We start from the raw sequence: 21858 nt of genomic DNA, 5'->3' as shown, positions 1-21858 counted from the left end.
GGGGATAAGGAAAAATACGTGGACAGGGCACGCGATAGCGCGCCCTGTCTTGGGCCGGTCATTGCACCGGCTTATCATGCGCGGATGACTTCCGTACGCCTGACCTGCGCGCTGGCGCTGCTGCTGCCATTGGCCGCCTGCACCACCGCGCCCGCCCCTTCCGCCTCTGTTCCCACCACTGTTGCAACGGCTGCACCGCCGAAGCTGCTGCTGATCTCGATCGACGGCCTGCGCGCCGATGCGCTGGATCGCGGCCTGACACCGAATCTGCAGCGACTGATCGACGGCGGGGTACGCGCGCGCTGGATGACGCCTTCGTACCCGTCGCTGACCTTCCCCAACCACTACACCATCGTCACCGGCCTGCGCCCGGACCACCACGGCGTCGTCAACAACAGCATGGACGATGCAACCCTGGGCCGTTTCGAACTGAGCAACCGCGACGCGGTCACTACCAGCGGCTGGTGGGGTGGCGAACCGATCTGGGTCGGCGCCGAGAACGTCGGCGTGCGCACCGCCACCACCTCGTGGCCGGGCAGCGAGTCGGAAATCCGTGGCGTGCGCCCCAGCCAGTGGCGCGTCTACGATGGCAAGGAACCACTGGAGCAGCGCGCCGGCATCGTGCTCGACTGGCTGGCGCAGACCGATGCCGATGCACCGCGCCTGACCACGCTTTACATGGAACACGTGGACAAGGCAGGCCACAACTACGGCCCCGAGTCGAAACAGTACGCCGACGCCATCGTGCGCGCCGACCAGATCGTCGGCCAGGTGCTCGATGGACTGCAACAGCGCGGCCTGGTCGCGACCACCAACATCATCGTGGTCTCTGACCACGGCATGGCCAGTGTCGCCGACGGCCACGTGATCGCCACCGAGTCGATGGCCGATCCGGCCATCGCGCGCAATGTCAGCCAGGGCCAGTCGGTGGGCTTCGCGCCGGTCGCCGGCCGCGAAGCCGAGGCCGAACGTGCGCTGCTCGGCCGCCATACGCACTACGAGTGCTGGAAGAAGGAGAACCTGCCGGCGCGCTGGCACTACGGCACCCATCCGCGGGTTCCGGCCATCGTCTGTGCGATGGATGAAGGCTGGGATGCACTGCACCGCGAGAAGATCGCCAAGCGCGCGAAGCAGGACCGCGGCTCGCACGGCTATGACAACGCCCTGCCCTCGATGCGCGCCGTGTTCGTGGCCAGCGGCCCGTCGTTCCGCCAGGGCCTGGTGATCGATGGCTTCGACAACGTCGACGTCTACCCGCTGCTGGCGCACCTGCTGCAGGTGCCGGCCGCGCCGAACGACGGCAATCCGGAAACGCTGAAGAAGACCCTGCGCTGATCCGGTTGTGGAGCCGAGCCCACGCTCGGCTGCATTGCGCCAGCCGAGCATGGGCTCGGCTCTACAAAAACGTGCATAAAAAACGCGGCGCCAGGCGCCGCGTTTTTCGTTGAACCGGTCTGGGCCGGATCAGGCCTTGGCGACGGCCTTCTTCGCCACAGCCTTCTTCGCCGGAGCCTTGGCCACGGTCTTCTTGGCAACCGGAGCGGCGGCGCCTACGGCGACCTTGCTCGCGGTGTGCGAACGGGCGTTGCCGTAGCTGGCGTTATAGCGCTTGCCCTTGGCGGTCTTGCGGTCACCCTTACCCATGTCTTCAACTCCTCAAATGTGAAATCTGGTTACCCCGTACTGACACGGGTTCGGCGGGGCCGCCTTGCTGGGCGCCCCCGCGCACGATCGAAAATCCTATCACGGAGCGCCTAGTGCGCGCAGCTGGCGTCGTGCACGTGACCGTGGTTGAGGCGCAGGTTGACCAGATGGGCCACACCCACCAGCAGGCCGCCGACGGTCATCACCACCGCGTGCGGCACCGCATTGTGGTGCAACGGGTCGTACAGCACGCCGGCCCACAACGCCACCAGGCCGGGAATCAGGAAGCCCAGCGCACGCAGCGCACCGTGGCGACGGTAGCCCCAGACCAGGCTGAACAGCCCCAGCAGGGTCACGAACACCACCAGCGCCTGTTCCACGCCGTCGCTCAGCCAGAACGACAGGCCCAACGACGGCGCTGCGGCCAGCAGCACCGGAATCACCGCGCAATGCACCGCGCACAGCATCGAACCAGTGGCGCCGAAACGGTCGAGCAGGTGGCGCAGGCGTGAGGACAGGGACATGACTTCCAGCAGGGTCGGCGAATCGTTATGGAATAATATAACATCCCTTCCCGACCCGCACGGTTTCCCTCCCCCTGTCCCGCTGACGGGATGCGTGCGCCCAGCGATTGATACAGTGTAACAAAGGACCCACCGATGCCCGCCCGTACCCCGCGGTTGAAGCCGCATTCCCTCGCCCTGGCCCTGACCGCCCTGCTTCCGACCGTTGCCTTCGCCGCCAGCGAAGACGATTCCCATCGTGACCGCCACCTGACTGAACTGTCGTCGGTGCAGGTCACCGCGTCGCCGCTGCAGGGCGACGCAGAATCGCTGGCACGCCCGGTGGAGGTTCTGGCCGGCGAACGCCTGGACGAGCAGAAGGCCGGCACCCTCGGCGATACCGTGGCCAAGCTGCCAGGCGTACAGAGCACCTTCTTCGGGCCCGGCGTCGGCCGCCCGATCATCCGCGGCCAGGAAGGCCCGCGCGTGGCCGTGCTGTCCAACGGCATGGGCAACATGGATGCCTCCACCGTCAGCGCCGACCATGCCACCAGCATCGAGCCGTTCCTGGCCGACCAGATCGAAGTGCTGAAGGGGCCGGCTACGCTGCTGTTCGGCAGCGGCGCCATCGGTGGTGCGGTCAATGTGGTCGATGGCCGCATCGCGCGCGAACTGCCGGAGCGCCCGCTGAGCGGCCGCGCAGAACTGCGCGGCAATTCGGTGAACAACGAACGCAGCGGCATGTTCCGCCTCGATGGCGTCAGCGGCAATGTCGTGCTGCACGTGGATGGCCTGGTCCGCAATGGCGATGACTACCGCATCCCCGGTTATGCAGTGATCGACAGCCTTGAAGATCATCATGACCACGATCACGACCATGACGCGGCCGAGGGTGAAGAGCCGCGTCGCGGCCGCCTGGACAACAGCTCGATCCGCACCCGCGCCGGTGGCGTCGGCGCAACGTGGCTGGGCGACGGCGGCTACTTCGGCGTATCGGCCAGCACCTACCGCACCAACTACGGCATTCCCAATGGCGCGCACGTGCACGCCGATGGCGACGATCACGGCCATGACCACGGTCACGACCATGGCGATGAAGAAGAAGGCGGCGACGAGCACGACGTGCGCATCGACATGGTGCAGAACCGCTTCGAGACCAAGGCCGGCATCTACGACCCGGTCTCGTTCCTGAAGAACATCAACGCACGCGTGGCCTACACCGACTACGAACACGTGGAGCTGGAAGCCGGCACGCCGTCCACCCGCTTCACCAACCGCGGCATCGAAGCGCGCCTGGAAGCCGTACAGCAGCAGATCGGCGGATGGGACGGTGCCTTCGGCCTGCAGTTCGGCAACAGTGATTTCGGCGCCAAGGGCGAAGAGGCGTTCGTGCCGGATACCGGCACGAAGAACATCGGCCTGTTCGTGCTGCAGGAAAAGCAGTTCGGCCCGTTCAAGCTGGAACTGGGCGGCCGCCACGACCAGGTCAAGCTGGACCCGACTGGCGACTACCGCCGCCGCACGTTCGGTGCCACCAACCTGTCTGCCGCTGGCATCTGGAAGCTCAACGACGCCGTTGATCTGCGCATCGGCGTGGACAGCTCCGAGCGTGCACCGACCAACGAAGAGCTGTACGCCGCCGGCGCACACATCGCCACCCGCTCGCTGGAAATCGGCGACGCCAACCTGAAGACCGAACGCGGCCAGCGCGTGGAACTGGGTATCCACACCCACAGCGAGCGCCTGGACTTCTCCGCGTCGGTCTACCAGACCAAGTTCAAGGACTTCATCTACCTGGCCGAAACCGGCATCACCGAGGGCCTGCCGGTGCGCACCTGGACCCAGCAGGACGCGGTGTTCCGCGGTGCCGAAGCCGAAGCGCTGGTACACCTGTTCGAGGGCGGCGCCGGTGACTGGGATCTGCGCCTGTTCGGCGACTACGTGAAGGCCAAGCTGGATGGCAGCGGCAGCCGCAACCTCGACATCGCCGTGCCGCATGGCGACCACAACCACAACTACAGCGTGGAACTGGCAAACACCGGCTACCTGCCGCGCATTGCTCCGGCCCGCGTCGGCGCCGACCTGCGCTGGTCGAAGGACGGCTGGCGCGCCTCGGTCGGTGCGGTGCGTTACAGCCGCCAGAAGGACGTCGCGCAGAACGAGGAGCCGAGCAACGGCTACACCCTGGTCGATGCGCACCTGGCCTACCGTTGGGATCGCAACGCCAGCAACAGCTACGAAGTCTTCCTGGATGGCAGCAACCTGACCAACCGCGAAGTGCGGCCGCATACCTCGCTGCTGCGCGACTACTCGCCGCTGCCAGGCCGTGGTGTCGCATTCGGCATCCGCGCGTTCTTCTGATCGCGTAAGGCGGGGTCGGATCCCACGGGGGCCTTCGGGCCCCCGTTTTCATTTCGATCCGCACCATCACGCACTCGTCACAAAGATGTGCGTACCACAACAAGCGGACAATCCCGTCACTCAAAGTCTCGCCAATCGGACATTTTTGTCCGAAAATAATTCCATGACTGCCCAACGTGCCGATGCTGCTGCCCGCCGTGCCCTCATCCTCGACGCCGCCGATCATGTGTTCGGCCAACACGGTGTCACCGCCCCGCTGGACCTGGTGGTCGAACGCGCCCAGGTGGGCCGCGCCACCCTGTACCGCAACTTTCCCGACCGCACCGCGCTGATCCAGGCGCTGCTGCAGCGCACGGTTGATCGCATCCGGCGCCAGGTCGAACAGCTCGGCGACCGCGACGACGCCCTGTTCGAGGTGTTCGAGGGCATGGCCCAGCGCATCATCGATTCGCCGGCACTGGCCGATTACTGGCGTGCGGTCGATTCGGACGTGCCGGCCATGCGCACCGCGCGCGAGACCGTGCGCGACCTGCTGGAAGCACCGATTGAGCGTGCCAAGGCGGCCGGCCTGTGCCGGGCCGACCTGGAAAAGACGGACATTTCACTGATCTCGGGCATGCTGGGCGCGGCCCTGCGCGGCAAGACCCGCGACGAGCGCGCCCACCTGGCCGGGCGCGCCCTGCAGCTGCTGCGCGGGGGTCTCCAGGGAGCAACCAGCGAGGCCCGCTGATGGTCCAGCCGTATCTGAAGCCGGTTCCGGATTGGGAGGAGCACGAGAAGCCGACCATGCCCGGTTCGGCTTCGATGCCCTGGCACCCACCGTACCGTCGGTTGGCCTATGCCCTGGTATCGCTGCTGGTGGCGATCACCGGCGGCCTCGGCAATGCGCTGGTCACCGCCAACCTGCCGTTCCTGCAGGGCCAACTGGCACTGACCCCGACCCAGGGCAGCTGGCTGGTGGCCGCCTATGCCATGGTGAATGTCACCGCCAACCTGCTGGCCTTCAAGTTCCGCCAGCAGTACGGCATCCGCCTGTTCGCCGAGATCGGGCTGGGCCTGTATGCGGCGCTGGCGGTACTGCACCTGTTCGTCGGCAGCTTCGAGACCACGATGCTGACCCGCGCCGCCAGCGGCTTCGCGGGTGCGGCCTGTTCGACACTGGGCACGCTGTACATGCTGCAGGCGCTGCCGCGTCGCTTCACCGGCAATCTGCTGGTGGTCGGTGTCGGCCTCTCGCAGCTGGCGGTGCCGATCGCCTGGATCGTGTCGCCTGGCCTGGTCGATACCGGCCAGTGGCACCAGCTCTACTCGTTTGAGGCCGGGCTGGCACTGTGCGCGTTCGCGGCAGTGGTAGTGTTGAAGCTGCCGCCCGGCATCCAGGTGAAGGCGTTCGAGCCGCTGGACTTCCTCACGTTCGCCCTGCTCGCACCGGCCGTCGCCCTGCTGGTGATCGTGCTGGCGCAGGGCTACACCCGCTGGTGGCTCAACACACCATGGCTGGGCTGGGCACTGGTCGCCTCGATCGTGCTGTCCACCACCGCCTTCATCATCGAGCACTACCGGCGCAATCCGCTGCTGCAGATCCGCTGGCTGTCGAAGCTGCCGGTACTGCACTTCATCGTCGGTGCGTTCCTGATCCGCTTCCTCACCACCGAGCAGTCCTACGGCGTGGTCAACCTGATGCGCACGCTGGGCATGGGGCCTGACCAGATGCGCCCGCTGTTCGTAGTGATCCTCGCCGGGGTGATCGTCGGCATCGCTGGCGCCTCGCTCACCTTCGGCCCCAAGCGGCTGATCGCCCAGCTGCTGATGGCGATCCTGCTGCTGGGCGCCGCCGCGTTCTTCGACCAGCACCGCACCAGCCTGGACCGGCCACACGATTTCTACGCCAGCCAGTTCCTGGCCTCGGTCGGTGCCGGTATGTTCATGGGCCCGCTGATCATGCTCGGCATCTCTGCCGCGTTGAAACAGGGCGTGGATCACATGATCACCTTCCTGGTGACGCTGTCGATCACCCAGACGCTGGGTGGCCTGGCCGGCTCGGCGGTGCTGGGCACCTTCCAGCTGCATCGCGAGCAGTTGTACTCCAGCGCATTGACCAGCCAGCTCGACCCGGCCGACCCGGTGGTGGCACAACGCCTGCGCATCCAGCAGCAGCTGTACAGCGCACAGATCACCGACCCGGTGCTGCGCAGTGCGCAGGGCAGCGCGCAGCTGGCGCAGACCACTCGCCGCGAAGCCAACGTGCGTGGATTCAATGATGTGTTCACATTGAGCGGTTGGCTGGCCATCGGCTTCCTGTGCTGGTTGCTGCTGCTGTCGCTGCGCACCGCGGTGCTCAAGCAATGGCGCAAGCGCCACACCACTTCCCCCGCTGCGGCCACGCCGGCCGCGCCCCGCTGAGTCCTCCGCCATGCCTCCCGTCCCGCCCCGACCCGACGACAACGTGACCCCTCCGCCGCCGACCGACGCGGCACCTGCGCCCACCCCCGTTGAGCCGGCGGTCGCGCCGAAGTACCTCAAGCCCAGCGCGCGCAGTGTAGTGGTGATGGTGGTGGTCGCCCTGCTGGGCATTGCGCTGATCCTGCGCGCCTGGCACCTGTGGCCATTCACCAGCAGCGTGATGGTGACCGACAACGCCTATGTACGCGGGCAGATCACGGTGATGGCGCCGCAGGTGAACGGCTACGTGACCGAAGTGCTGGTGAAGGACTTCCAGCACGTGAAGCAGGGCGAGCCGCTGCTGCGCATCGATGACCGCATCTACGCGCAGCGCGTCGCCCAGGCGCAGGCGACGCTGGACAGCGCACGCGCGGCGTTGGCCAACTCGGACCAGTCGCAGGCGCAGAACCGTGCGCAGATCGCCTCCGCACACGCCACGTTGTCGGCCGGCCAGGCGGAGCTGCAACGCTCACGCAACGAGCTGAAGCGCTACGAGGAGCTGGCCGCGCAGCAACTGGTGTCAGTCAACGACCGCGACAAGTTCCGCACCACCCAGGCGTCGGCACAGGCCAGCGTCCAGCAGTCACAGGCGCAGATCCGCATTGCCGAGGAAACCCTGGTATCGACCCAGGTGGCGCGCAAGAGCCTGGAGGCGCAGGTGGAGAGCGCGCAGGCGCAACTGGAACTGGCCCGCATCGATCTGGCCAACACGGTGATCCACGCACCGCGCGACGGCCAGATCAGCGAGGCCAGCGTGCGCGTGGGCCAGTACGTCGCTGCCGGTTCGCAGCTGCTGTTCCTGGTACCTGACACGTTGTGGGTGGTGGCCAACTACAAGGAAGGCCAGACCTGGGGCATGGCGATCGGCCAGCCGGCCACGTTCTCGGTGGACGCGTTCCAGGGGCAGGTGCTGCGGGGCCGCGTGCAGGAGATCGCGCCGGCTACCGGCTCGGAATTCAGCGTGCTGCGCCCGGACAATGCCAGCGGCAACTTCACCAAGGTGGTGCAGCGGCTGCCGGTACGGATTTCGATCAACGAGGGCCAGAAGCTGGCGGCACAACTGCGGCCCGGCATGTCGGTGATCGTGCGGGTGGATACCGCAAGCAAGCCGATGGACTAGCGTTTGTCATGAAACGGGGGTCAGATCCCTTTTGCCAAGGCAAAAGGGATCTGACCCCAGGACCCATTGCTCAGCCCGCGCAGCGCGCGCAGAGGCCGTGCACTTCCAGAGTCTGCGCCTGCGGCTGGAAACCCAGCTCCTTGGCGCGCTTCTCCAGCTGGGTGACGATTTCGCGGTCTTCCAGCTCCACCGCGCTGTGGCAGCTGTTGCAGATCAGGAACGGCACCGAATGCGCGGCGCTGCTGGGATGGTGGCAGGCCACGAAGGCATTGACCGACTCCAGCTTGTGCACGAAGCCATTGGCCATCAGGAAATCCAGCGCGCGGTACACGGTGGGCGGGGCATCAGCGCCCACGCCCTTGCCGTTGCGCACCCATTCCAGCAGCTCGTAGGCCTTGACGGGCTTGCCGGCCTCGGCGATCAGCTTCAGCACATTGGCGCGGATCGGGGTCAGGCGCAGCCCGCGTTCGCGCGAGACGCGCTCGACCACCGCCACAAAATCCGATGCATCGTGGACGTGGTGGTGCGGGGCCGTACAGGCAGTGGCGGTCTTGGCGGGCATGCGTGTTCTCCGGTTCGGGCCTGGCAAGGATGCCTCAGGCCGTTGCTACCTTGGTGATGGCCACATCAATGCGTTTCAAGGCCTGCTCGCGGCCGGCCAGGTACACGGTATGGGAAATGTCAGGGCTGACCTGGGTGCCGGTGATGGCCACGCGCAGCGGCTGGGCGACCTTGCCCATGCCGATCTCCAGCGCGGCGGCGACGTCGTGCAGGGCCACGCCCACCGACTCGGCGGTCCATTCCGGCAGGGCTGCCAGCAGCTCGCGGGCCTTGCCCAGCGCCACCTCGGCACCGGCCTTGAAGTGCTTGGCCACCGCCGCTTCGTCGTACTCGGTCAGCGGCTGGTACCAGATCACGGCCTTTTCGGCCATTTCCTTCAGGGTCTGCACGCGCTCACGCAGGGCGATCACCACGTCCTCCGGGGCCGGGCCGGCGGCCACGTCCAGGCCCAGCTTCTGCAGCTGGTAGACCAGGTGCGGCACGATGGCGGCCACGTCCTCGGTCTTCAGGAAGTGCTGGTTGACCCAGCCCAGCTTGGCCATGTCCAGGCGCGAGGCCTTGGAATTGCAGTCCTTCACGTCGAACAGGTCGATCAGTTCCTGGCGGCTGAACAGCTCCTGGTCACCGTGCGACCAGCCCAGCCGGGCCAGGTAGCTCAGCAGCGCATCGGGCAGGTAGCCGGCGTCCTTGTACTGCATCACGTCGGCCGCGCCGGTGCGCTTGGACAGCTTGGCCCCCTGCTCGTCCAGGATCATCGGCATGTGGCCGAACTTCGGCACCGGCGCACCGATGCCTTCGTACAGGTTGATCTGGCGCGGGGTGTTGTTGATGTGGTCGTCACCGCGGATGACCTCGGTGATGCCCATGTCCCAGTCGTCCACCACCACCGCGAAGTTGTAGGTGGGGTAGCCGTCCGGACGGAAGATGACCATGTCATCCAGCTCGCTGTTGGCGATCTCGATGCGGCCCTTGATCAGGTCGTCGAACACCACCGTACCTTCCAGCGGGTTCTTGAAGCGGATGACGCGGTTCGGGTCGTCCCTGTACGGCAGGCCCAGTTCGCGTGCAGCGCCGTTGTAACGCGGCTTTTCCTGCCTGGCCATGGCGGCCTCGCGCATCGCATCCAGCTCTTCGCGGGTTTCGTAGGCGTAGTACGCCTTGCCGTCGGCGATCAGCTGCTCGGCCACTTCCTGGTAACGGGCGACGCGGTCGGTCTGGTAGATCGGGCCCTCGTCGTAGTCCAGGCCCAGCCACTCCATCGCCTCCAGGATGGCGTCGATCGCGCCCTGGGTGCTGCGTTCACGATCGGTGTCCTCGATGCGCAGCACGAACTCGCCGCCACGGTGGCGGGCCTCCAGCCAGCAGTACAGCGCAGTGCGGGCACCACCGATGTGCAGGTAGCCGGTGGGACTGGGGGCGAAGCGGGTGCGGCAGGTCATGGACGGCTCGAGGAACGGGAATCTCCCGATTTTACCACCAGCCCCGGAAAGGCAAGGAGGGGCGGACGCATCCCGCCCCTCCCGCCAGGTTTTTCAGGGCTGCGGTTCAGCCTTGCGCGGGAACGACTGCTCGCGCATCGCCGCGTTGTAGGCGAACGAAGCGACGATGGCGGCGGCCTGTTTCAGGTCTTCCGGCTCGGCGTGGTCCCAGGTATCCAGGTGGCTGTGGTGGACGTTGGTGAAGTAGTCCAGCCGGTCCTGGATGAACTGGAAGCCCGGAAGGCCGATGCGGTCGAAGCTGATGTGGTCGGTACTGCCGGTGTTGCGGGTGGCCACGGTGGTGGCGCCCACGTCATGGAACGGCGCCAGCCAGGCTTCGAAGATCGGCATCGCCGCCAGGTTTTCCTGCGCGTAGATGCCCCGGAAGCGGCCCGAGCCGTTGTCCATGTTGAAGTAGACCTGGAACTTGCTGTAGTCGCGGGTCTTCTGCAATGCACCGGTCGGCTCGCGCAGCGAGGCCGGCAACGCCTTCTGGGCCGGGTCGGTGGGTTCCGGGAAACGACCGAAGTGCTTGGCCACATAGGCCTGCGAGCCGATCAGGCCCTGCTCCTCACCGCTCCACAACGCCACGCGGATGGTGCGCTTCGGCTTGGCGCCGGTGGCCTTGAGGATGCGCATCGCCTCCATCATCACCGCCACGCCGGCCGCGTTGTCAGCCGCGCCGGTGCCGCTGTGCCAGGAATCCAGGTGAGCGCCGATCATCACCACTTCGTCGGGCCTGCTGCTGCCGCGGATCTCGGCCAGCGTGTTGTAGCCGGGCTGGTCAGCCTCGTCGGTGAAGCGCGCGGCTACATCCACGCGCAGGCGTACCGGCTGCTTGGCATCCAGCGCGCGCACCAGCGGATTGAAGTGCTCGGCGATCATCGCCAGTTCCGGGATGCCCACCGATTCGCCGGCCTTGCGCGAACCGCCGCCGGCGACGCGGATGATACCGTTGTCCCAGCTGCTGATGCTGATCGCGGCCAGCGCGCCCTCTTCGACGAAGAAGGCGTTGACCTTGGCGGCCAGCTCCTGGCGTTCCTTGTATTCCTTCACCCGCTTGGCCCGCTCGGCGGCGACGTCCTTGGGCAGGGTGAATTCCTGCAGGCCCTCCAGCGAGGTGGCGTCATGCCGGTGCGAGTCCGGCTCGGTGCCGCGCTTGTACTCGCGCGCCTCGCCCAGCAGCAGGATCTTGCCGCGCAGCTTGCCGCGATACTTTTCGATGTCCTCGGGCTTCTTGATCTCCACGTGCACCAGCTCGCCCTCAACCGGTCCCTTGGTGCCTGGCGTCCAGGCCTTGGGCAGCGCATGCAGCGGCTGCACGCGGTCACCCAGCATTTCCACGCTGGCCGAGGTGAACTCCCAGCCACGGCCGAAGTCATCGAAGGCTTCGTCGTGCACGTTGTCCAGCTTCCATTCGCTGAACTTGCCGCGGGTCCACGCGTTGGCGCGGCCCATCGCCGGCGAATTGGTCAGGCGCGGGCCGATGCGTTCGGTGAGGTAGCTGAAGGTATCCATCACCTGCGAACGGTGGAAGGCCTCCTGGCGGATGCGGCTGACCATGTCCAGGTCCACCGACTCGCGCTGCTGCGCCATTGCATTGCCCCCCATCGCCAGCGCTACGGCCAGCACGCCCCACTTCAACACATCGCACCCCTGCCCTTCGGCTCGATCATCAACCCATCGAGTCTAGCCAGCAGGGGCGCGCCGATACCGTCCCATCGGTCATGGGCAGGAGCATGCGAACCAAGGTTCGCACCCACAGGTGACCGGTCAGCTCGCACCCACCAAAGGGCGGGGTTCCCGCCAGTAGATCCACGCCATGCGTGGATGAACAACCCGATCACCCACTCCACCCCAACCACAACTGCGCCCGCTCCGGCAGCAACAACAACCAATGCCGCCGATCGATGCTGCTGCAGCCATACACCGACGCGTGTGCCGGCCAGTCATCCGGCAGGCCGCCGATGCCGATCTCGGCCAGCGCCTCCGCCCCGGCCTTCCATGGCCGGTAGCGCGGCACCCAGCCGGCCACCGCGCCGCGTCCCTGGCGCGCGTCCTGCAGCCAGCGCAGTCCCTGCCCCTGCAATCCCTCGCAGGTCACCGCAGCCAGCTGGAAGCGGACCAGGCCGGGGGCGATCCGTGCCCCCGGCAGGGCCGCCAGCACGCCATGTGCCTGCAGCAGTGCATTCACTTCCAGCAGGGCCGGAATGCCCTGCCGTGCCCGTTGCCGCAATCCCTGGCGCCAGCCCATGACGTACTCCTTACTTCAGTTCCGCGCCAAGCGCGTACCAGTCGACCCGGCGCGTCACCCACATCGCCAGCGCCAGGATCACGAACAGCAGCAGCGAACCCATCAGCAGCGCGTTGTTCTCCGACACCAGCAGGCCATACAGCGCGCCGTACAGCACGGTCAGCAGCGCAGCGAAGCCGAGACCGCGCTTCCAGTGGCCCAGCACGTTGGCCAGGTACACCGCCTGCAGGCCGATGCAGGCCACGGCCGAAACCAGGTAGGCCTTCCAGAACGCGATGTGCTCGGACAGGCTGATCAGCAGCAAGAAGAAGATCGCCAGCGCCAGGCCCACCATCAGGTACTGCAGCGGGTGGATGCGCAGCGACTTGATCAGCTCGAACAGGATGAAGCCGACGAAGGTGAGCAGCACGAACAGCACGCCGTACTTCGAGGCACGGTCGGCCTGGGTGTAGGTATCGACCGGATCGACCAGCGACACCGTCACCGCCTGCGAGTCGACCGAACCGTCATTGCGCAGCTGCCGCTGTGCGTCGGAGGCCAGCGAGGACACCGCCCAGCGCGCATCGAAGCCCTGCGCATCGACGCGGCGCTCGTTGGGCAGGAACGCACCGCTGAACGACGGATGCGGCCAGCTCGAACGCAGCGCGATGTGGGTGTCATCGCCCACCGGCACCACCGACAGCATGCGGCTGCCATCCAGGCGCAGCTCCAGTTCAACGGCGCTGGCAGCCAGCGTGCCGCCCTGATCCGCAGCGAAACCGGCCACCGGTGCATGCAGGCCTCGCCCCACTTCGCTGGCCGCGCCAACGCCCGGCAGCAACCTCAGCTGCTTGCCATCCACGCGCAGGTTCGGCGTACCGACCAGGCCGCGCACATCGGAAATGCCCACGGCTACATACGGCTGGCCGTAACTGCGGCCGGCCTTCACCGGATAGTCGTCTTCGGCGAACGTCGCCTTCATCTGGCCGTTCCAGCTGTACACCGGCACCTTGAACAGCCCGACCTCACGCTGGCTCGGCAGCATCTCACCGCCCACCTCCAGCGACGCAGGCATCTGCAACCAGTGCCCCTCGGTGACCTGCACCTCGGTCTTCTTGACGCCCAGCGGATCGACCAGTTCAACCTGCTTGCGCTCCACCCACGGCACCACCCGCACCGGCCCGACCAGCTGCTGCGCACCGGCGCGGCTGTCGGCCACCCGCGAGAAGGCCTCATCGCGGTACGCACTGCGTTCGTTGATGACCCCGCGGATCATCGTCAGCGGGATCAGCAGCAGCAGGATCAGCCCGCCGACAATGGCGAACCGCAGCAGCATCTTCAGGGATTTCATGGTCCATCCTCGTTGGAGAGGACTGCAGGATGGACCGCTGCAGTGAGCAGGGTTTGTGGCGAATTTGAAGCGAATGTGAAGTCAGCGGCGCGGGCGCTGGCCCGGTGTACCCAGCGGCAACCACAGGCTGGCTACGGTACCGCCGCCGTCGCGTGCATCGACACTGGCGCGCCCATCGTGCAGGCGCGCGACTTCCCGCACGAACGGCAGGCCCAGGCCGGAACTGCGCCGCCCGCTGCCGGGGCGCGCCAGCGAATAGAAGCGTTCGAACACCCGCTCACGCGCGTAGTCGGGAATGCCGGCGCCACGGTCGGCCACCTGCAGGCGCACGCCCTGCCCGTCCACCTCGGCCTGCAGCGCGATCTCCGCGCCAGCCGGCGAGAAGGCAATCGCGTTGTCGATCAGGTTGTGCAGTGCCTGTCGCAGCAGGTAGCCGTCGCCCTGCACCTGCAGGTCGGGCACGCTGCCGATGCGGACCTGCACGCCTGCCGCTTGTGCGCGCACCTGCGCGGCAGCGGCCGCATCGGCCAGCAATGCCGGCAGCGCGATCCGGTCGCGGGTCTGCAGCCAGCCGTGCTGTTCCACTTCAGCCAGTGCCAGCAGCTTGTCGATGGTCTCGGTCAGCCGCTCCTGCTGGTCGACAATGCTGCGCGCGAAATGCACGCGATCGGCTTCGGGCAGCGGCTCCTGCAGCAGCTCGGCGGCACCGCGGATGGCCGCCAGCGGGCTCTTCATCTCATGCGTCAGCGACTGCACGTACTGCTCGACGTAGGCCTTGCCTTCCAGCTTGCGGCGCATGGTTTCCAGCGCCTGGCCCAGATCGCCGATCTCGTCGCGGCGGCGGCGCGGCGGCGGCACCGGTTCGCCGGCGCTGACCGCACGCGCATAGCGGCTGAGCTGGCCCAGGCCGGTGGTCAGCCACATCGTCACCAGCACACCGACCAGCGCCGACAAGCCGATCAGCCAGGCCCCGCGCTCGATGATAGCGCGCTGGCTGGCGGCGATGAACGGATCGATGCTGCGGTTGGGCTGCGCCAGGCTGAGCACGCCGATGAGGGTGCGCCCATCGGCCGGGTCATATACGGGCGCCGCCACATGCATCACCGTGTCGCCCTCTTCGCCGGCAATCTCGGGACTGGAACGCGCGCCGTACTCACCTCGCAGGGTGCGATAGACATCATTCCAGCGCGAGTTGTCGCGCCCCAGGTCGCGGCCCAGCGAGTCGTAGATGACGATGCCCTTGGCATCGGTGATGGTCACCCGGTAATCCAGCGAGCGCTTCGGGAAGCGCCAGACCATCGCCTTCAGGTCGCGCTGGCGTGCCTTGGCGAGGTTGCGGGTGAAGCTGCCGCTGCGGATGGTGCCGGCCTTGACGTCGGCGGCGGCCATTTCGGCCAGCACGTTGGCCGCATCGACCAGGGTCGATTCCATCGCCTGGCGCACACCGGGCTTCACTTCGTTGACGAACACGCGCATCACGAAGAACGCCGCGATGCCGGTGATCAGGAAGAAGCCCAGGAACAGCTTCAGTACCAGGCGCATCGGCTAGACCTCCAGCGCGTAGCCAAGGCCACGGTGGGTACGGATCGGGTCGTCGCTGGCACCGGCCGCGCGCAGCTTGGCGCGCAGCGTCTTTACATGCGTATCAACGGTGCGGTCGGCGCTGTCGGCGCTGCTGTCCCAGCCACGGTCCATCAGCTGGGCACGGCTGAGGATGGCGCCCGGGCGCAGCAGCAGCGCTTCCAGCAGCGCGTACTCGTAGCGGGTCAGGTCCAGTGCCTGGCCACGGAAGCGGATGCGCCGGCCTTCGCGGTCGATGGCAAAGGCGCCATGTTCCTGCCAGCCCGCATCGGCGCCGGGTGCTGCCACGACCGGTGCCGAGCGGCGCAGGCGCGCACGCACCCGTGCCACCAGCTCGCGCGGCGAGAACGGCTTGGTCATGTAGTCGTCGGCGCCCAGCTCCAGGCCGAGCACCCGGTCCACTTCGTCGTTGCGGGCGGTCAGGAAGATCACCGGCAGCTGCGCCGACGGCCCGGGCTGCGCGCGCAGTCGCCTGCAGACCTCGAAGCCGCCCAGGTCGGGCAGGCCCACGTCCAGCACCACCACGTCGATATCCCCGGCCTGCAGCCGTTGCAGGGCCTCGCCGCCCAGCAGGCAGTGGCTGGCGGCATAGCCCTCGCTGCGCAGCGCATAGAGCACGGTTTCGGCGATGGCGGCTTCGTCCTCGACCACCAGGACATGGGCAACAGGAGCTGTCATGGCGCGCAGCATAGCCGCTGCGGCCGCCGCCCCGTACACTGCCGCCCATGAACTATCGCCACGCCTTCCATGCCGGCAACCATGCCGACGTGCTCAAACACATCGTGCAGCTGGCCCTGATCGACAGCTTCAAGCGCAAGGACAGCCCGTTCTTCGTGCTCGACACCCACGGCGGTGCCGGCCGCTACCTGCTGGCCAGCGAAGAGAGCCGCAAGACCCTGGAGGCCGAATCCGGAATCATGCGGCTGATGGCCCAGCCCAAGCTGCCGGAGGTGGTCGAGCGCTACCTGAAGGCGGTACAGGCCGACAACCCGGTCGGCGCGCTGACCAATTATCCGGGTTCGCCGCTGCTGAGCGCACAGGCGATGCGTGCGCAGGACCGCATGGCGGTCTGTGAGCTGCAGGAAGCCGAAACGGCCACGTTGAAGGCCCTGTTCGCCCATGACAGCCGCGTCGATGTGCGCTCTGGCGATGGCTATGCACTGCTGCGCTCGCTGCTGCCGCCGAAGTTCAACGGCAGCAAGATCGGCCGTGGCCTGGTCCTGATCGACCCGCCCTACGAAGCCCAGGATGCCGAGTACCAGGCGGTGCTGGCCGCCCTGGCCGAAACCCTGGCGCGCTGGCCGCAGGCCACGTGTGCCGTCTGGTTCCCGATCAAGCAGCGCCGCACCATCCTGCATTTCCTGCGCAAGGCCACCGCCCTGCCGGTGAAATCGGCGATGACGATCGAGTTCCTGGTGCGCCCGGACGACTCGCCGCTGCGCCTCAACGGCAGTGGCATGCTGCTGCTCAACCCGCCCTGGCAGTTCGACCGTGTGGTCGGCCCAGCCCTGCCGGCGCTGCGCCAGCACCTGGGCGAACCGGGGGCCAGCACCCGCCTGGATTGGCTCAAAGCACCCGAATAACGGCCTTCACGAGGCTGTACCGCCGTGAGCCTTCCGTTCACGGAATGCAGCCCCGGTGATGCCACAATCGATGGACCACCAAGGAATCACCCGGTATGGCCACTCGCAACCGCATGCCGCCCTGGCATGAGATCTTCAAGGCTCCCAGCGGCCACGAGCTGCTGATCCGCCCCATCCGCCCGGAAGATGGCGCACCGCTGCAAGCGGCGTTCAGCCTGTTCGGACCGGAAGAAATCCGTGATCGTTTCCTGCAGGCGGTGACTGAGCTGTCGCCGGAAACCACCCAGCGCCTGACCCACCCGAATCCCAAGACCGAGATCACCCTGGTCGCTGCCGAATCCCTGCCTGCTGGCGAAGCAGTGGTCGGTGCGGTCGCCCGGGCCTCGATCATCCCCGGTACCCGTGAAGCCGAGTACGCGATCCTGATCAGCCGCTTCCTGATCGGCCAGGGCCTGGGCCGGCAGCTGATGCGCAAGCTGGTGAAGTGGGGCCGCGGCAAGTACCTGGACCGCCTGTACGGCGACGTTGCCGCCGAGAACGAGCCGATGAAGCAGCTGGCCGCCTCGCTGGGCTTCAAGCCGGTGCCGCACCCGACCGGTGCCGAAGGCCTGGTGCGGATGGTGCTGGAGCTGGACAACTGACGGATACGCCGGGCCCTGCCCGGCCACGTCTCCCGGTAGTGCCGGCCGCTGGCCGGCATTGTGTTCCCCCAACGGCACATGAGGCTGTCGGCAACCGGCGAGCCCGACCCACCGGGCCTGGATCAGGCTTCTGCTAAAATCCGGGGTCCATGTCGCGTACCTCATACTCCGCCCCGCCGCTGCCGCGTGCCGGCCAGCTCCGCGCCTGGTGGCGCGCCCCCGCCTCGCCGACCGCCCTGGCCTGGTACCTGGCCCAGGCCGCGCGCGCGCACGACGCGCCGCTGCTGGTGATCGCCCGTGACAACCACGGTGCCAACCAGCTCGAAGCCGACCTGCAGACCCTGCTCGGCGGCGACCCGGCCCTGCCGGTGGTCGCCTTCCCGGACTGGGAAACCCTGCCCTACGACCGCTTCAGCCCGCATCCGGACATCATCTCGCAGCGTTTGTCCGCCCTGCACCGCCTGCCCACGCTGAAGCGCGGCCTGGTGATCGTGCCGGTGCAGACCCTGCTGCAGCAGTTGGCCCCGCGCAGCTATGTGATCGGTGGCAGCTTCGACCTGAAGGTCGGCCAGCGCCTGGATCTGGAGGCCGAGAAGCGCCGCCTGGAAAGTGCCGGCTATCGCAACGTGCCGCAGGTGATGGACCCCGGCGACTTCGCCGTGCGCGGCGGCCTGCTCGACGTGTTCCCGATGGGTTCCGACGAGCCACTGCGGGTGGAACTGCTGGACGAGGACATCGATTCGATCCGTGCGTTCGATCCGGAAAGCCAGCGTTCGCTGGACAAGGTCGAGTCCGTGCACATGCTGCCCGGCCGCGAAGTGCCGATGGACGAGGCCAGCATCGCCCGCGTGCTGGCCGCGCTGCGCGAGCGTTTCGATGTGGATACCCGGCGCAGTTCGCTGTACCAGGATCTGAAGTCCGGGCTGGCCCCGGCCGGCGTCGAGTACTACCTGCCGCTGTTCTTCGAACGCACCGCCACCCTGTTCGACTACCTGCCCGACGGCAGCCTGCCGGTGGTCTGCGCCGGTGCGTATGAAGCGTCCGTCGCGTTCTGGGCGCAGACCGGTGAGCGCTACGAACAACGCCGCCACGACGTCGAACGGCCGCTGCTGCCGCCGTCGGCGCTGTACCTGTCGCCAGAGCTGCTGCGCGAGCGCCTGAACGATGCCCCGCGCATCGAGGTGTGGTCGGCTGACCACGCGCGCATCGCCGATGCCCATGCGCTGGGTGACCAGCCGCTGCCGCCGCTGCCGGTGGCCGCACGCGAGGCCCCCGCCGGCGATGCACTGAAATCTTTCCTCGGCCACTACCCGGGCCGGGTGCTGATCGCCGCCGATTCGCCAGGCCGTCGTGAAGCCCTGCTGGAAGTGCTGCAGGCCGCCGAGCTGAAGCCGCCGGTGGTGGCCGACCTGCCCGCGTTCCTCGCCGACGATGCGCGCTTCGCGATCGCCGTGGCGCCGCTGGAGGATGGCTTCGCGCTGGACGATCCGCGCATCGCGGTGCTGACCGAGCGCCAGCTGTTCCCCGAGCGCGCCGGCAGCACCCGCCGCACGCGCCGTGCCGGCCGCGAGCCGGAAGCGATCATCCGCGACCTCGGCGAACTGACCGAGGGCGCACCGATCGTGCATGAGGACCATGGCGTCGGCCGCTACCGGGGCCTGATCGCGATGGACGTCGGCGGCATGCCCGGCGAATTCCTCGAAATCGAATATGCCAAGGGCGACCGCCTGTACGTGCCGGTCGCCCAGCTGCACCTGATCAGCCGCTACTCGGGCGCCTCGGCGGAAACCGCGCCGCTGCATTCGCTGGGTGGCGAGCAGTGGAGCAAGGCCAAGCGCAAGGCCGCTGAGAAGGTGCGCGACGTCGCTGCCGAGCTGCTGGAGATCCAGGCCCGCCGCCAGGCGCGTGCGGGTTTGGCACTGCAGGTGGACCGCGCGATGTACGAACCGTTCGCGGCCGGCTTCCCGTTCGAGGAAACCCCGGACCAGTTGGCCGCGATCGATGCCACCCTGCGCGACCTGGCCAGCAGCCAGCCGATGGACCGCGTGGTCTGCGGCGACGTCGGCTTCGGCAAGACCGAGGTCGCCGTGCGCGCGGCGTTCGCCGCCGCCAGTGCCGGCAAGCAGGTGGCCGTACTGGTGCCGACCACGCTGCTGGCCGAGCAGCACTACCGCAACTTCCGCGACCGTTTCGCCGATTACCCGCTGAAGGTCGAAGTGCTGTCGCGCTTCAAGAGCACCAAGGAGATCAAGGCCGAGCTGGAAAAGGTCGCCGCCGGCACCATCGACGTGATCGTCGGTACCCATCGCCTGCTGCAGCCGGACGTGAAGTTCAAGGACCTGGGCATGGTCATCGTCGACGAGGAACAGCGTTTTGGCGTACGCCAGAAGGAAGCCCTGAAGGCGCTGCGCGCCAACGTGCACCTGCTGACCCTGACCGCCACCCCGATTCCGCGCACGCTCAACATGGCCATGGCCGGCCTGCGCGACCTGTCGATCATCGCCACGCCGCCGCCGAACCGGCTGGCGGTGCAGACCTTCATCACCCAGTGGGACAACGCGCTGCTGCGTGAGGCCTTCCAGCGCGAGCTCGCGCGCGGTGGCCAGCTGTACTTCCTGCACAACGACGTGGAAAGCATCGGCCGCATGCAGCGCGAGCTGTCCGAGCTGGTGCCGGAGGCGCGCATCGGCATCGCCCATGGGCAGATGCCGGAGCGCGAGCTGGAAAAGGTGATGCTGGATTTCCAGAAGCAGCGCTTCAACGTGCTGCTGTCGACCACGATCATCGAATCGGGCATCGACATTCCCAACGCCAACACCATCATCATCAACCGTGCCGACCGCTTCGGCCTGGCCCAGCTGCACCAGCTGCGCGGCCGCGTCGGTCGTTCGCACCATCGCGCCTACGCGTACCTGGTGGCGCCGGACCGCCGATCGATCACCCCGGATGCGGAGAAGCGCCTGGAAGCGATCGCGTCGATGGACGAACTGGGCGCCGGCTTCACCCTGGCCACGCACGATCTGGAGATCCGCGGTGCCGGTGAACTGCTCGGCGAGGACCAGAGCGGACAGATGGCCGAGGTCGGCTTCAGCCTGTACACCGAACTGCTGGAGCGCGCGGTGCGCAGCATCAAGCAGGGCAAGCTGCCCGACCTGGATGCCGGCGAGGAAGTGCGCGGCGCCGAAGTCGAGCTGCATGTGCCGGCGCTGATTCCGGAAGATTACCTGCCGGACGTGCACACCCGCCTGACCCTGTACAAGCGCATTTCCAGCGCGCGCGAAAGTGATGCGCTGCGCGAACTGCAGGTGGAGATGATCGACCGCTTCGGCCTGCTGCCGGATGCGGCCAAGCACCTGTTCGCCATCGCCGAGCTGAAGCTGAAAGCCAACACGCTGGGCATCCGCAAGCTGGACCTGGGCGAGAACGGTGGCCGCATCGTGTTCGAGTCCAAGCCGAACATCGATCCAATGGCGGTGATCCAGCTGATCCAGAAACAACCGAACCTCTACGCCATGGAAGGGCCCGACAAGCTGCGCATCAAGCACCCGCTGCCGTTGCCGGAAGACCGCTTCAATGCGGCCCGCGCCCTTCTGACCACCCTCGCCCCGGGTTGATCGCCCCCCCGAACACCCCGCACCGGTCCCCACCCGGTGCGGGCGGATGACCATGTTCCCTGACGCCGTACCCGCCCCCGACCTGCTGCACGCGCAGGCCTGCCTGATCGATGCCCTCTCGATGTCGTTGCAGATGCGCGACGCCTACACCCGCCACCACTGCGACCGCGTTGGCCTGCTCGCGCAGCGCCTGGCCACGCACTGCGACCTGGACGACGATGCCTGTTCGCAGATCGGCCTGGCCGCGCGCTTCCATGACATCGGCAAGATCGGCATTCCCGACGATGTGCTCCTGGCACCGCGCCGGCATACCGATGAGGAGCGCGCGATCATGCGCGAGCATCCGGTACGCGGCGAACACATCTTCCTGGCCACCGGCCGCAGCGACGCCGCACCGGTCGCACGACTGATCCGCGCCCATCACGAGGCGTTTGATGGCAGCGGCTACCCCGACGGCCTGCGTGGCGAGAGCATTCCGCTGGGCTCACGTATCGTCACCGTTGTCGATGCCTACGATGCAATGACCAGCGTGCGCCCCTATCGCGATGCGATGGAGCATGAAACCGCATTGCGGATCATCGAAGCGCAGTCCGGCGGGCTGGTGGATCCCTACGTGCTGCAGCGCTTCCATCGCATGCTGGCGCGGGAGCCCGAGCTGGCCTGAGATGCCCACCAGGCATGACCCGGCACTACGGCCGCGCAAAACAAAAGGCCCGGCGTTCGCCGGGCCTTTCGCATCACGCATC

The 21858-nt window shown here is 67.3% G+C and carries 18 protein-coding genes; 9 read left to right on the top strand and 9 right to left on the bottom strand.

Going from position 1 to position 21858, the window contains the following annotated elements; genetic code table 11:
- Positions 1-84: 84 nt before the first annotated feature.
- The gene (locus AC5QAH_RS08755) at positions 85-1335 is read left to right on the top strand and encodes an alkaline phosphatase family protein (protein ID WP_495232265.1); all 1251 of its coding nucleotides are present in this window, start codon (positions 85-87) and stop codon (positions 1333-1335) included.
- Positions 1336-1464: 129 nt separating this feature from the next.
- On the opposite strand, the gene AC5QAH_RS08750 is transcribed toward AC5QAH_RS08755, so the two are convergent.
- Complete coding sequence (locus AC5QAH_RS08750) at positions 1465-1644, bottom strand: 30S ribosomal protein THX (protein WP_004150462.1); 180 nt, start codon at positions 1642-1644, stop codon at positions 1465-1467.
- A gap of 110 nt (positions 1645-1754) precedes the next feature.
- Positions 1755-2168, bottom strand: a complete 414-nt coding sequence (locus AC5QAH_RS08745) for a MerC domain-containing protein (RefSeq protein ID WP_019338435.1) — start codon at positions 2166-2168, stop codon at positions 1755-1757.
- A gap of 135 nt (positions 2169-2303) precedes the next feature.
- Here AC5QAH_RS08745 and AC5QAH_RS08740 point away from each other — a divergent pair, with 135 nt between their 5' ends.
- From AC5QAH_RS08740 to AC5QAH_RS08725, 4 genes are all read left to right on the top strand, one after another.
- Positions 2304-4508: a TonB-dependent receptor gene (locus AC5QAH_RS08740; RefSeq protein ID WP_054171309.1), complete on the top strand. Its 2205-nt coding sequence runs from the start codon at positions 2304-2306 to the stop codon at positions 4506-4508.
- Positions 4509-4671: 163 nt separating this feature from the next.
- The gene (locus tag AC5QAH_RS08735) at positions 4672-5238 is read left to right on the top strand and encodes a TetR/AcrR family transcriptional regulator (RefSeq protein ID WP_135272812.1); all 567 of its coding nucleotides are present in this window, start codon (positions 4672-4674) and stop codon (positions 5236-5238) included.
- On the top strand, positions 5238-6911 hold the full coding sequence (locus AC5QAH_RS08730; protein WP_495232264.1) for an MFS transporter: 1674 nt from the start codon (positions 5238-5240) through the stop codon (positions 6909-6911). The genes AC5QAH_RS08735 and AC5QAH_RS08730 overlap by 1 nt, the downstream gene beginning before the upstream one ends.
- A 10-nt stretch (positions 6912-6921) precedes the next feature.
- Positions 6922-8070: an HlyD family secretion protein gene (locus AC5QAH_RS08725; protein WP_019659169.1), complete on the top strand. Its 1149-nt coding sequence runs from the start codon at positions 6922-6924 to the stop codon at positions 8068-8070.
- 70 nt (positions 8071-8140) lie between these two features.
- Here the strand turns inward: AC5QAH_RS08725 and AC5QAH_RS08720 are convergent, their stop codons facing one another.
- The 7 genes from AC5QAH_RS08720 to creB form a co-directional block, all read right to left on the bottom strand.
- The gene (locus AC5QAH_RS08720) at positions 8141-8632 is read right to left on the bottom strand and encodes a Fur family transcriptional regulator (protein WP_004150412.1); all 492 of its coding nucleotides are present in this window, start codon (positions 8630-8632) and stop codon (positions 8141-8143) included.
- 34 nt (positions 8633-8666) lie between these two features.
- Positions 8667-10070 carry a glutamate--tRNA ligase gene (gene gltX, locus AC5QAH_RS08715; protein WP_010483126.1) on the bottom strand — a complete coding sequence of 468 codons (1404 nt, stop codon included), beginning with the start codon at positions 10068-10070 and terminating at the stop codon, positions 8667-8669.
- Between the two features lie 93 nt (positions 10071-10163).
- Positions 10164-11756, bottom strand: a complete 1593-nt coding sequence (locus AC5QAH_RS08710; RefSeq protein WP_111189515.1) for a M28 family metallopeptidase — start codon at positions 11754-11756, stop codon at positions 10164-10166.
- Positions 11757-11952: 196 nt separating this feature from the next.
- Complete coding sequence (locus tag AC5QAH_RS08705; protein ID WP_053442733.1) at positions 11953-12363, bottom strand: hypothetical protein; 411 nt, start codon at positions 12361-12363, stop codon at positions 11953-11955.
- 10 nt (positions 12364-12373) lie between these two features.
- On the bottom strand, positions 12374-13693 hold the full coding sequence (gene creD, locus AC5QAH_RS08700; protein ID WP_495232263.1) for a cell envelope integrity protein CreD: 1320 nt from the start codon (positions 13691-13693) through the stop codon (positions 12374-12376).
- 81 nt (positions 13694-13774) lie between these two features.
- Entirely contained in the window at positions 13775-15235 is a 1461-nt protein-coding gene (gene creC / locus AC5QAH_RS08695; protein WP_019338443.1) for a two-component system sensor histidine kinase CreC, read from the bottom strand.
- Positions 15236-15238: 3 nt separating this feature from the next.
- Entirely contained in the window at positions 15239-15964 is a 726-nt protein-coding gene (creB, locus tag AC5QAH_RS08690; RefSeq protein ID WP_191863873.1) for a two-component system response regulator CreB, read from the bottom strand.
- A 35-nt stretch (positions 15965-15999) separates the two neighbouring features.
- On the opposite strand from creB, the gene AC5QAH_RS08685 reads away from it, so the two are divergent.
- The 4 genes from AC5QAH_RS08685 to AC5QAH_RS08670 all read left to right on the top strand — a co-directional run bounded on the left by AC5QAH_RS08685 (position 16000) and on the right by AC5QAH_RS08670 (position 21776).
- A complete protein-coding gene (locus AC5QAH_RS08685; RefSeq protein WP_019338445.1) occupies positions 16000-16857 on the top strand; it encodes a 23S rRNA (adenine(2030)-N(6))-methyltransferase RlmJ in 858 nt (285 codons plus the stop codon).
- 95 nt (positions 16858-16952) lie between these two features.
- Positions 16953-17498, top strand: coding sequence for a GNAT family N-acetyltransferase (locus AC5QAH_RS08680; RefSeq protein ID WP_004150340.1), 546 nt, complete (start codon positions 16953-16955; stop codon positions 17496-17498).
- Positions 17499-17647: 149 nt separating this feature from the next.
- Positions 17648-21112 carry a transcription-repair coupling factor gene (gene mfd / locus AC5QAH_RS08675; RefSeq protein ID WP_313269620.1) on the top strand — a complete coding sequence of 1155 codons (3465 nt, stop codon included), beginning with the start codon at positions 17648-17650 and terminating at the stop codon, positions 21110-21112.
- Between the two features lie 46 nt (positions 21113-21158).
- The gene (locus AC5QAH_RS08670) at positions 21159-21776 is read left to right on the top strand and encodes an HD-GYP domain-containing protein (RefSeq protein ID WP_241885533.1); all 618 of its coding nucleotides are present in this window, start codon (positions 21159-21161) and stop codon (positions 21774-21776) included.
- Positions 21777-21858: the final 82 nt, after the last annotated feature.

Source organism: Stenotrophomonas sp. YJH_SMC_43, from assembly GCF_059372535.1.
The sequence above is the reverse complement of the archived record's forward strand: the minus strand, read 5'-3'. Positions and strand labels throughout refer to the sequence as shown.

Bases quoted from the DNA above. Each gene is read 5' to 3' on its own strand.
- AC5QAH_RS08755 (WP_495232265.1), top strand. From the start codon at position 85: ATGACTTCCGTACGCCTGACCTGCGCGCTGGCGCTGCTGCTGCCATTG.
- AC5QAH_RS08750 (WP_004150462.1), bottom strand. From the start codon at position 1,644: ATGGGTAAGGGTGACCGCAAGACCGCCAAGGGCAAGCGCTATAACGCC.
- AC5QAH_RS08745 (WP_019338435.1), bottom strand. From the start codon at position 2,168: ATGTCCCTGTCCTCACGCCTGCGCCACCTGCTCGACCGTTTCGGCGCC.
- AC5QAH_RS08740 (WP_054171309.1), top strand. From the start codon at position 2,304: ATGCCCGCCCGTACCCCGCGGTTGAAGCCGCATTCCCTCGCCCTGGCC.
- AC5QAH_RS08735 (WP_135272812.1), top strand. From the start codon at position 4,672: ATGACTGCCCAACGTGCCGATGCTGCTGCCCGCCGTGCCCTCATCCTC.
- AC5QAH_RS08730 (WP_495232264.1), top strand. From the start codon at position 5,238: ATGGTCCAGCCGTATCTGAAGCCGGTTCCGGATTGGGAGGAGCACGAG.
- AC5QAH_RS08725 (WP_019659169.1), top strand. From the start codon at position 6,922: ATGCCTCCCGTCCCGCCCCGACCCGACGACAACGTGACCCCTCCGCCG.
- AC5QAH_RS08720 (WP_004150412.1), bottom strand. From the start codon at position 8,632: ATGCCCGCCAAGACCGCCACTGCCTGTACGGCCCCGCACCACCACGTC.
- gltX (WP_010483126.1), bottom strand. From the start codon at position 10,070: ATGACCTGCCGCACCCGCTTCGCCCCCAGTCCCACCGGCTACCTGCAC.
- AC5QAH_RS08705 (WP_053442733.1), bottom strand. From the start codon at position 12,363: ATGGGCTGGCGCCAGGGATTGCGGCAACGGGCACGGCAGGGCATTCCG.
- creD (WP_495232263.1), bottom strand. From the start codon at position 13,693: ATGAAATCCCTGAAGATGCTGCTGCGGTTCGCCATTGTCGGCGGGCTG.
- creC (WP_019338443.1), bottom strand. From the start codon at position 15,235: ATGCGCCTGGTACTGAAGCTGTTCCTGGGCTTCTTCCTGATCACCGGC.
- creB (WP_191863873.1), bottom strand. From the start codon at position 15,964: ATGCTGCGCGCCATGACAGCTCCTGTTGCCCATGTCCTGGTGGTCGAG.
- AC5QAH_RS08685 (WP_019338445.1), top strand. From the start codon at position 16,000: ATGAACTATCGCCACGCCTTCCATGCCGGCAACCATGCCGACGTGCTC.
- AC5QAH_RS08680 (WP_004150340.1), top strand. From the start codon at position 16,953: ATGGCCACTCGCAACCGCATGCCGCCCTGGCATGAGATCTTCAAGGCT.
- mfd (WP_313269620.1), top strand. From the start codon at position 17,648: ATGTCGCGTACCTCATACTCCGCCCCGCCGCTGCCGCGTGCCGGCCAG.
- AC5QAH_RS08670 (WP_241885533.1), top strand. From the start codon at position 21,159: ATGACCATGTTCCCTGACGCCGTACCCGCCCCCGACCTGCTGCACGCG.